The sequence below is a fragment of the Cupriavidus sp. WS genome (assembly GCF_000395345.1).
GTDB lineage: Bacteria > Pseudomonadota > Gammaproteobacteria > Burkholderiales > Burkholderiaceae > Cupriavidus > Cupriavidus basilensis_B.
Genome location: NZ_AQPL01000467.1, coordinates 1 through 9,464, shown reverse-complemented (window position 1 = coordinate 9,464; position 9,464 = coordinate 1). Strand labels below are relative to the sequence as shown.

At 69.5% G+C, this 9,464-nt stretch carries 10 protein-coding genes; 5 read left to right on the top strand and 5 right to left on the bottom strand.

Translation table 11 applies throughout. The features are described 5' to 3' along the window. On the bottom strand, positions 1–1,165 hold a 1,165-nt coding region (locus tag K206_RS39855), incomplete at its 3' end, for a DUF748 domain-containing protein (protein WP_155888363.1). A 497-nt stretch (positions 1,166–1,662) separates the two neighbouring features. Here K206_RS39855 and K206_RS0131450 point away from each other — a divergent pair. Then, positions 1,663–2,976, top strand: coding sequence for an MFS transporter (locus K206_RS0131450; RefSeq protein WP_020206292.1), 1,314 nt, complete (start codon positions 1,663–1,665; stop codon positions 2,974–2,976). A gap of 98 nt (positions 2,977–3,074) precedes the next feature. Here K206_RS0131450 and K206_RS0131445 read toward each other — a convergent pair whose 3' ends face one another. Further along, positions 3,075–4,241 carry a PHB depolymerase family esterase gene (locus K206_RS0131445; protein WP_029044299.1) on the bottom strand — a complete coding sequence of 389 codons (1,167 nt, stop codon included), beginning with the start codon at positions 4,239–4,241 and terminating at the stop codon, positions 3,075–3,077. A gap of 365 nt (positions 4,242–4,606) precedes the next feature. Between K206_RS0131445 and K206_RS39850 the strand changes: the two genes are divergently transcribed. Together K206_RS39850 and K206_RS0131435 are read left to right on the top strand one after the other, a co-directional pair. Then, positions 4,607–5,332 carry a Crp/Fnr family transcriptional regulator gene (locus K206_RS39850; RefSeq protein WP_020206290.1) on the top strand — a complete coding sequence of 242 codons (726 nt, stop codon included), beginning with the start codon at positions 4,607–4,609 and terminating at the stop codon, positions 5,330–5,332. 128 nt (positions 5,333–5,460) lie between these two features. After that, the gene (locus tag K206_RS0131435) at positions 5,461–5,991 is read left to right on the top strand and encodes a hypothetical protein (RefSeq protein ID WP_020206289.1); all 531 of its coding nucleotides are present in this window, start codon (positions 5,461–5,463) and stop codon (positions 5,989–5,991) included. A 15-nt stretch (positions 5,992–6,006) separates the two neighbouring features. Here the strand turns inward: K206_RS0131435 and K206_RS0131430 are convergent, their stop codons facing one another. The 3 genes from K206_RS0131430 to K206_RS43965 form a co-directional block, all read right to left on the bottom strand. Next, positions 6,007–6,372 (bottom strand): hypothetical protein, encoded by a 366-nt coding sequence (locus K206_RS0131430; protein ID WP_231401712.1) that lies wholly within the window; start codon positions 6,370–6,372, stop codon positions 6,007–6,009. Positions 6,373–6,513: 141 nt separating this feature from the next. Further along, the gene (locus K206_RS0131425) at positions 6,514–6,819 is read right to left on the bottom strand and encodes an IS3 family transposase (RefSeq protein WP_020206287.1); all 306 of its coding nucleotides are present in this window, start codon (positions 6,817–6,819) and stop codon (positions 6,514–6,516) included. A 542-nt stretch (positions 6,820–7,361) separates the two neighbouring features. Continuing rightward, positions 7,362–7,601 carry a hypothetical protein gene (locus K206_RS43965; protein WP_196812945.1) on the bottom strand — a complete coding sequence of 80 codons (240 nt, stop codon included), beginning with the start codon at positions 7,599–7,601 and terminating at the stop codon, positions 7,362–7,364. Here K206_RS43965 and K206_RS0131420 point away from each other — a divergent pair. Beyond that, positions 7,572–8,531: a LysR family transcriptional regulator gene (locus K206_RS0131420; RefSeq protein WP_029044298.1), complete on the top strand. Its 960-nt coding sequence runs from the start codon at positions 7,572–7,574 to the stop codon at positions 8,529–8,531. The two genes, K206_RS43965 and K206_RS0131420, sit on opposite strands and share 30 nt — an antisense overlap. Before the next feature lie 197 nt (positions 8,532–8,728). After that, a complete protein-coding gene (locus K206_RS0131415; RefSeq protein ID WP_029044297.1) occupies positions 8,729–9,424 on the top strand; it encodes a response regulator in 696 nt (231 codons plus the stop codon). The last annotated feature ends 40 nt before the right edge of the window (positions 9,425–9,464 follow it).

The window sequence follows — 9,464 nt, the reverse complement described above, 5'->3', positions numbered from 1 at the left end:
CCGCGGCGGGTGCCGAGGCCGGGCCCGCCTTGGCGGCCGGCGCGGAAGCCGGCGCCGCCGCAGGTGCTGCAGCGGGCGCGGCCGGCGCGGATGTTGCCGGCGTGGCCGCCGGGGCCTGCGGCAGGAAGGCTTGGGCGAGGTCGAGCGTGCCGTCGGCGCGGCGCGTGGCGTTCACGGCCAGCCCTTCCACCGTCACGTTGCGCAGGTGCGCCTTCTGCGCCAGCGGCTCGATGCGGTCGATGTCGAGCGCCACGCGGCCGGCCTTCACCAGCGGCGAGCCGTCGTGCTTGCGGATGTCGGCCTCGCGCAGCGCCGCCGTGCCGGCCAGGAAAACGTCCTGCTTGTCCTTGGACTGGATGAAGCCGAGCGTCAGGCGCGTGTCCAGCAGGCCGCCCTTGACCTCGGCGTCCTTGAGCGCGGGCGCGAACGCCATGTAGCGCGGCAGGTCCAGCCCGTCGAGATTGAGGTTCAGGTGCGTCTCGCGCGAGGCGGCGAACGGCAGCATGGTGCCGTCGAGCGCCAGCGCGGAGCCATTGATGCGCGCGCTCAGCGAGGGACGCGTGACGATCTCCACGTCATGCGGCAGGTTGGACAGGAACGGCAGCGTGACGGTGAGGTTGTCGACGCGCTGGGTCTGCCCGAGCAGCTTGTCGTCGAACACCACGCTGCCGCCGGTCAGGGCGATGTTGTTGATCGAGAAGCGCGCCGGCTCGGACTTGGGCGCGGGCGGCTGCGCGGCGAAGCGCTCCTCGATGTCGGCATAGCTCATGCGGCCGCTGGCGTCGCGCGCCAGGCGCAGCGCCGGCCGGTCGATGTGCACCGCGTCCACCACCGGGGCCATGTGCCACAGCGAGGCGATGGCGCCGTCGATCTGCGCCTCGCCCAGCGTCAGCATGGGCGTGGTGCCGTCCGGCTCGTAGATGGTGAGGTCGGACACGGTGACCGCCAGCGAGAACGGCCGCACCTGGGCGCCGCCGATCGTGACCTTGCGCCCGAGTGCCTCGCTGGCCTGCTTTGCCGCGATGGACCTGATCAGCGGCGGCCCGCCGAAATAACCGGCCAGCCCGAATACCGCGAGCGCCGCCACGATGCCGCCGGCCACCCGCACGCCGGCCCTGCGCCGGGGCGTGGCGGTCACCGCCTGCATGGAGAACTTGATTGCCATGTGATCCTAGAGAGTTCGACCCCACTACCCCGCTACCCCGAATATCCTGAATATCCCGAGTATCCCGATACCGCGGTGCTCCGGCATGCAGGGTTGCCGGCATGCCGGGCCGCCGCTGCCGTGCGGCACCATCTTGTACGGAACCCGCCGGGCCGCGCACAGGCCCTGCCACGCGGATATTCGGCGAGTCGGCCACTTTGTGGCCCTGATTTCACTTTTTATCCACATTATGGCAACGGATTGGGGCAATGCAAAGGCATTCAAACTAATCCGAAAGCGATTTCAAGACTGCAAAAAATCCATTCAACCGGACTTGTCCGGACCCGCATCCCGCCGATCTGGTATTGTTCCGCTTTTGCGAAGCGTCACGTCGCAAGCCAGCGGCTTATCCGCCACTTAGTGCCTGCTTCCCCCGCGCTGTAACCCTCCGGCCAGAACCCTCCACGTCAACCGTGTTGCGCGCTTCGCATGCGAACTTTTTCCATGCGAGTCTTCTCATGTCGATCACCAGCAGTACTGCCGGCGCAGACGGCACGCGCAACAGCGCGCAGCCGCGCCCCCTGACTAGGCAGGATTACAAGACGCTTGCCCTGGCGGCCCTCGGCGGCGCGCTTGAATTCTACGACTTCATCATCTTCGTCTTCTTCGCCACCGTCATCGGGCAGCTGTTCTTCCCGCCGTCGGTGCCGGACTGGCTGCGCCAGATGCAGACCTTCGGCATTTTCGCCGCCGGCTACCTGGCCCGCCCGCTGGGCGGCATCATCATGGCGCACTTCGGCGACCTGCTCGGGCGCAAGAAGATGTTCACGCTGTCCATCCTGCTGATGTCGGTGCCGACGCTGCTGATGGGCCTGCTGCCGACCTACCACGCGATCGGCCTGCTGGCGCCGCTGGCGCTGCTGATCCTGCGCGTGATGCAGGGCGCCGCCGTGGGCGGCGAAGTGCCCGGCGCCTGGGTGTTCGTCTCCGAGCACGTGCCGGCGCGCCGCACCGGCTACGCCTGCGGCACGCTGACCGCGGGGCTGACCGCCGGCATCCTGCTGGGCTCGCTGGTGGCCACCGGCATCAACAGCATCTTCACCCCGGCCGAGCTGACCGACTGGGGCTGGCGCGTGCCGTTCCTGCTCGGCGGCGTGTTCGGCATCGGCTCGATGTACCTGCGCCGCTGGCTGCACGAGACGCCGGTGTTCGCCGAGCTGCAGCAGCGCAAGGCGCTGGCCGCCGAGATGCCGCTCAAGGCGGTGGTGCGCGACCACCGCGGCGCGGTGGCGGTGTCGATGCTGCTGACGTGGATGCTGTCGGCCGGCATCGTGGTGGTGATCCTGATGACGCCGACCTTCCTGCAGAAGATCTACGGCTTCGACGGCCGCACCGCGCTGATGGCCAACAGCGTGGCCACCCTGTGCCTGACCGCGGGCTGCGTGGTGGCGGGGCTGCTGGCGGACAAGATCGGCGCGCGCGTCACGCTGTTCGTCGGCGGCCTGCTGCTGGCGATCAGCGTCTACGTGTTCTACAGCACGCTGCATGCGCGCCCGGACCTGCTGGTCCCGCTGTATGCCGTGACCGGCTTCCTGGTCGGCACCATCGGCGCGGTGCCGTTCGTGCTGGTCAAGGCCTTCCCGGCCCAGGTGCGCTTCTCGGGGCTGTCGTTCTCGTACAACGTGTCGTATGCGATCTTCGGCGGCCTGACGCCGATGATCGTCACGCTGATGCTCAAGAACGACCCGCTCGCGCCCGCCTATTACGTGGTGGCGCTGTGCGTGCTGGGCATGGTGACGGCGCTGTTCGTCAAGGACCGCTCGCACGCCTGAGCGCGGCGGGCTGTGCCAGAAAGACTGTGCCGGAAAGGCTGTGCCGGAAAGGAAAGGGCCGCACGAGTGCGGCCCTTTTTTCGTCATGTGGCGCGGCTTCAGCGCCGATGCTGCCTGAAGAACTGCCACATCAGCGCGCTGGCGTCGGGGCCGATGGCCGAGTGGTAGGCATAGTCGCCGTCGCCGCCGCTCCAGGCATGGCCCAGGCCGGCGATCTCGCACACTTCCACCATGTCGCGGTTCCATACGCCGAAGCTGGCCTCGAGGTAGTCGCCGGCGGGCAGGCTCGCCGCGGGCGGGGCGGCCATGCGGGCCTCCCCGGCGTCCTCGCCCTCCCCGGCCGTCCCGGCCAGCGCGGGCGCGGCGTGGGCGGCGCGGCGCGCGGCGCGGCCGCTCATGCGCTCGTCGACGCGGTCGGCCATGCCGTTGTAGGCCAGGAACTGCCGCGCCAGCAGGCGCGCGTTGACCGGGTGCACCGCCTCGTCGTCCATGCCGTGCAGGATGATGGCGGGCATCTTCGCTCCGCCCGGCATGGCGCCGGCGGCGTCCAGCAGCACGGCCGGATCGGCGCTGGTGCCGTGCTGCATGGCGCGCAGGCCGTCGCGCGGCGTGTGCCCGGCGCCGACCACCACGCCGGAGTGCAGCCCCACCGCGGCGATCTTGCCGGGATAGCGCAGCGCCACCACCGCGGCCATGCTGGCGCCCGCGGACAGGCCGGCCAGGTAGACCTGGTCGGCGCGCACGTCGGGCCGCGCCATCAGCGCGTCGATCAGCACCGACAGCGCCTGCGCCTCGCGCCCGCCCTCGGTCGCGCCCAGGTCGAACCATTGCCAGCAACGCTGCATCTGGCGCCGCAGCGGCTGTTGCGGATAGGCCACCATGAAGCCCTCGCGCTCGGCCAGCGCGTTCATGCGCGTGCCGGCGGCCAGGTCTTCCGGCGTCTGCCGGCAACCGTGCAGCATGACGACCAGCGGCATGGGGCGGTGCGCCGCGCGCGACGGCACGTACAGCCAGTAGGACAGGCGCGGCACCAGTTCGCCCGGCAGCGGCGCCAGATGATGGTGATGGGCCGACCAGTCGCCCGGCAACGGCCGCCGCGGCGGCAGGAGCAAGGGAGCGGGGGTGCGCGCCCGCAGGCGCGGGGAGGCGGGATTAAGGGTAGCGATACGCTCGAACCATGTTTGGAGTTGGCGCGCGGACTGCGGCTGCGCCCGGCTGATCTGCCGGAGTTGCGCATGCCAGTCCGCCGAAAGGCTCTTGGCCATGAAGACTCCTGCTGTCTGCATTGTTGCGATGCAGCATAGCACAGCCATCAAGGCGAGGTCGGCGTCGCTTTCCGGCAACATGTTATGAAAAACATACATTACCGGACGCCACGTGGCGCAGCGGCCCCATGCAGGTTAACGTCATGCCGTCGAAAAAATTGAATTCTGCGTTTGAAATAATGCAGATCCGCCGAAGTTAGCGGCAGAAGCGGGCCGGTTATACTGCATTTGCATTTGTCGCAGGCAAATGGAGAGGCCAGGCCATGCCCGAAGCGAATATTTCGAGCTGTTCGCTGTGTTTGTTCCAGTCAGTGTGCCGCCAGGCGGAATCCGCACCCGGCCAGAGCCCGCGGGAACGTCCGCTGATGCCGGCCAGCACGCTGTGGCGCGCCGGCGAGACCGTGTACCGCCAGGCGCGGCCGGTGCAGGCGGTATTTCCCATCCGCCAGGGCAGCGTCAAGTCGGTGTTCGAGTCGCCGCTGGGCTGGCGCCAGGTCACCGCCTTCGCCCACCCCGGCGACGTCCTGGGCCTGGAGGACCTCGACGACCCGCTCCATTGCACCGCCGCCGTCGCCATGCAGGACACCCGCTGCTGCGTGGTGCCGATCGAGGCCGCGCGCGAGCACCTGCACCAAGCCGCGTGCCGCGCGCCGATGCTCGGCGCGCTGCGCCGCAATGCGCAGCGCCAGCGCACGCTGCTGGTCGCGCTCGGCTCGATGAAGGCGGCGCAGCGCCTTGCCATGCTGCTGCTGGACCTGGCCGACGAGCAGCGCCGCCGCGGCCGGGCCGGCGAGGCCATGACGCTGGCCATGTCGCGCAACGACATCGCCAGCTATCTCGGCCTGACGCTGGAAACCGTCTCGCGCCTGCTGGCGCGCTTCGCCAGCGTGGGGCTGATCACCGTGCGGCAGCGGCAGTTGCGCATCGTCGACCCGGCGGGGCTCGATTCCGTCTACGCGGACCCCGAGCGCGTGCCGATCCGCCCGCCCGCCGAGGCGCCGGCCCCCTCGCTGGCCCCCGCGCTAGCCCCCTCGCCGGGCCGCGCGCCCGCGCGGCCGCTCGCGGGCACCGCGCGCATCCTGCCGGCGTAGGACGGACACCGACAGCACGCCCATGCAAACGCGGCTATGGTCAGGTCATGCCGCCGCGTGCGGAGAACGGCGCCAGCCGCCGGTTCCCGGCACGCCCGGCGGCATCCGACCTACCTTCCGGTATCCGTATGCGGGATTTCCTTTTCGCCGCGCGCGCGCACGCGGCGCCGCTGGCCTTCCTGGTGATCGCCGGATTCGCGCCGGCCGCCGCGGCGCAGGCGCTCGCACCCGCCTCGCTTTCCAAGCTGGCCCGGCTACTGCTCGGCACCGTGGAGGGCAAGAGCACCGGCATGAGCGGCGTCACGCGGCTGACCGGCGGCGGCGGCACCCCCGATGCCGAGCTCGTGGCGGCATGCCAGGAGCTGACGCAGGCCGGACCGTTCCCGCTCGACAACGCGACCCGGCTCGAGGGATGCAGCGTCTCGCCCGGCAAGCGCGTGGTGTTCCGCCTCAGCCTGGTCGGCGTCGATGCCTCGCGAGAGGGGACCGTGGCCTTCATGGCGAGCGCGGGGCCGGTGCTGGCGAAAGGCATCTGCCGCAACCCGGACGTGCCGGTGCTCGGCCGTCTGGGCGTCACCCTGAACTACCGCTACCTGGGCAACGGCAACCAGCCCGTGGGCGAGGTCACGATCCCGCCGGAGCGCTGCGCGCAGAAGTGAGCGGCGCGGCCTGGCTCAGCGCCGCTCCTGGGCGCACTCCTGCCGGTAGGCTTCATTGAGTTTCTTGCGGTCGGCCTGGCGCTCGATGGTCGGATGGGTGCTGCCGTCAGGCTCGGTCACGGTGGATTTGCCGGTGGACCACTGCGTGCCCGCGGGCAGCCCGTTGATCCGGTCCAGCAATTGCTGGCAATGGGTGCGCTGGGCCGGCGTGAGCGTGCCGTCGGCGGCGGGGCCGGCATTGTCGGCGGCCGGATCGAGCATCAGCGGCGGTGGCGGCGCGATCATCGGCGCGGGCACCTCCAGGTCGGCGGCCATGCCTGCCTGCCCGCCGCACAACCCGAAGCCCAGCAAGGCGGCCATGACGATCGAAGCCCGTTTCATTTCCATTTCTCCCCAGCGGGAGGCGCGACGCGCCATCCCTGATGATCCGTATGTGTCCGTGGCCAGCGGCGGCGGCGCGAAAACCGCGCGGGCGCGGCTCCGCCCGCGAGGCAACCCCCGCGAGACAAGGACGAGCCGGATCTAGCTTCGTTCCCTGCCGTTGCCGTTGCCGCCGCGGCCGTTGCGATGGCGGTTGCCCAGCAGTTCCAGCTTGAGCAACGCATCCGCAAGCATACTCTTAAGGCGGGTATTCTCCTCCTGCAGCTCGCGCAGCTTGCGGCTTTCCCCGCGCGCATCCGCGCCCGCGCCGCGGGCGTACTTGATGCGCCAGCCATAGAACGACGCATCGCTGAAGCCGTGGCGCGCGCACAGCTCGCGCACCGGCACGCCGGCCTGCGCTTCCGCGAGATAGCCGCGAATCTGTTCCTCCGAGAATCGTCTGTTCACTGCCTGCCTCCACTTGCAAACGCCGCGGGCGCCGCATGTGCCGCATGTATCGTGCGGGCGCGCGCGGCGCCGGTTCTACCCCTGCCTAACGTTATCACCCGCGCCGCAAAAGGCAATTCAGTGTGTTCAAGGCGCGTGTTAAGCAATTTGAAGACCCCGGCGCGGACATGAAAAAAACCGGGAAAGACAGGTGCAGTTAATTGGTTAACTGATTCTGCAGTGTGGAATGCATTCCAGATGACTCCAGCAAGCGCCGGATGGTACCCCCGAAAAACAGGGAGAAAAAATGCCGCCTACTCCGCCGACTCCCGCCCCGTCTCCGGCTGCCGCAATGCGGGAAATCACGGCGCCGGCAAGCACGCGGCAGGACATTGCCGCCCTATTCCGGCAAGAAGAATCGCATGGCGCATCTGGAGAATCCCGCTCCGGGCGCGCTGGCAAGTTCCAGGGTTATGGATTAATCTTGTCTGGCATTAACTAAATTTCGAGCGCCGGCAACCGGGCTTCGCGCCCCGTGTCCGACTGGCGACAGGGCTCTCGCGCTAAGCCAGGTCGGCTGTCTTTTCCAGCGTGGGCGTCCATAAAACCGGGCTGCCATTTTCGAGAAATCGCGTCTTCATGATCCCGCGCCGGAAGCGGGCATGTCGAAGCGGCGCCGCGCGCCGCCGGGCCCGTCGAACCGGGCCCCCGGCCGCACTGAAAAGAAGAAACAGAAAAAGAAAAACCAAAGTTTCAAGTCGGGAGAAGCCACCATGCGGCACGTCAGCACCAAGCTCTTGCATGTCTTCGTTCTGCTGATGGAGTATCGCGACCTCAGCGCCGTCGCGGCCTGCACGCAAAGCCGGGTTCCCACCATTGCCTACAGCCTGGCGCGGCTGCGCGAAATCACCGGCGACCCGCTCTTCATCCGGCGCAACGGCACGCTCGAGCCGACGGCGCACGCGCTGCGGCTGGAGCAGACCGCGCGGCAGTTCCTGGCGAAGTGGTCGCGCCTGCTGCAGCCCGAGGCGCCCGCGGCGGCGCCCGTCGCCCGCCCGCGGCGCCGCCTTTCCATCGGCTTCTCGCCGTCGATCGGCGAGCCGGTCATCACCGAGATCCTCACCGCGCTGTGCGAGCGGTTTCCCGACGACCGCTTCGTGACGCGGCCGGTCTTCGCCGATGCCGCGCTGGCCGGCCAGTTGCACGACGGCGAGCTCGACTGCGCGTTCGTGGTGGACAGCCGCTTCGTGCCGGACCAGGTCGCGCTGCACAGCATCATGGCCACGCCGCGGCGGCTGGTCAGCGTGTCGCGTCCCGGCCGCGCGCCGCACGCGGAGGGCAGGAACGAATGGATCCTGCTGCAGGAAGACACCGAGCCCGGCAGTCCGCTGCAGGCGTTCCTGAACCGGCTCGCCCACGATCCGGCATACCGCGAGACCGTGGTGCCGTCCTGGCACACCCAGGTGGCGCTGCTGCTGGCCGCGGGCGGCATCTGCCCGCTGCTCGACTTCAACGTGCCGCTGCTCACGCGCAGCCACAAGACGCGCCTGCTGGCGCCGCCGGCCAGCTTCCCCGAATGGGCCGCCCTGCATTTCTGGGCGCCGGCGCGCGCGGGCGCGGGCGAGGCCCTGCGCGGCATCATGGAGACCGGCAGCGCGGTCCTGCATGACCCGGTCGGCGCCATCGACCGCCGCCGCGAAGCCCGCGACATCCCCGCCGCGCACGCCGCCTGAAGCGCCGCCTGAACTACCGCCTGAACCACCACCCGCACCGGCACGCGGGCCTGCCCGCGGCCGGCCGGGCAGCCAGCCCGGTCCCCGATATTTCTCCTGCAGTTTGAGAATAGTCTCAGGCAATATGCCGAAAACGGCGCTTATTCTGCCTGGGCATCCGCTGCGCGAACACCGCGCGCCTGCCCAGGAAGATTGCCATGTCATTGAGAATCCTGATTGCCGATGACCATCCCGCCATCGCGCTCGCGGTCAGGAGCCAGTTGCGCGGGCAGACCGGCTGGGAGATCTGCGCCGACGTGCGCGGCGCCGCCGAATTGCTGCAGGCCACGCGCGTGTTCCGCCCCGACCTCGTCGTCACCGACTATCACATGCCCTGCGCCGACGCCAGCGACGGCATCCGCCTGCTGGCCAGCCTGCGGCGGCACCACCCGGCGCTGGGCATCGTGGTGCTCACCATGATCACCAATCCGCTCGTGCTGCGCGCCATCCTCAACGCCGGCGCGCACGGCCTGCTGCTCAAGGACTCGCACCTGGACGAGCTGGTGACGGCCATCATCCGCGTCGAGCGCGGGCTGCGCTTCATCGGCGAGTCCGCCGCGCGCGTGCTGGAGCAGTCAGGCGCGCACTACGCGCCGGACCGCGCCGGCGCCGTCAGCCTGTCGGTGCGCGAGTCGGAGGTGCTGCGCCTCTACCTCAGCGGCAACTCCATCACCCGCATCGCCGGGCAGCTCTGCCGCAGCGTGAAGACCATCAGCCGCCAGAAGAACAGCGCCATGCGCAAGCTCGGCGCCAACAACGAGCGCGAACTGTTCGACTTCGCCGCGCAGCAGGGCCTGGTGCTGCCGCTGCGCGACGACGGGCCCGGCGCGCCCGGCCATACCGAATGGCTATAATCGCTGCGCGCCGGCACCCCGCCGACCGCGCGCCCCTCCT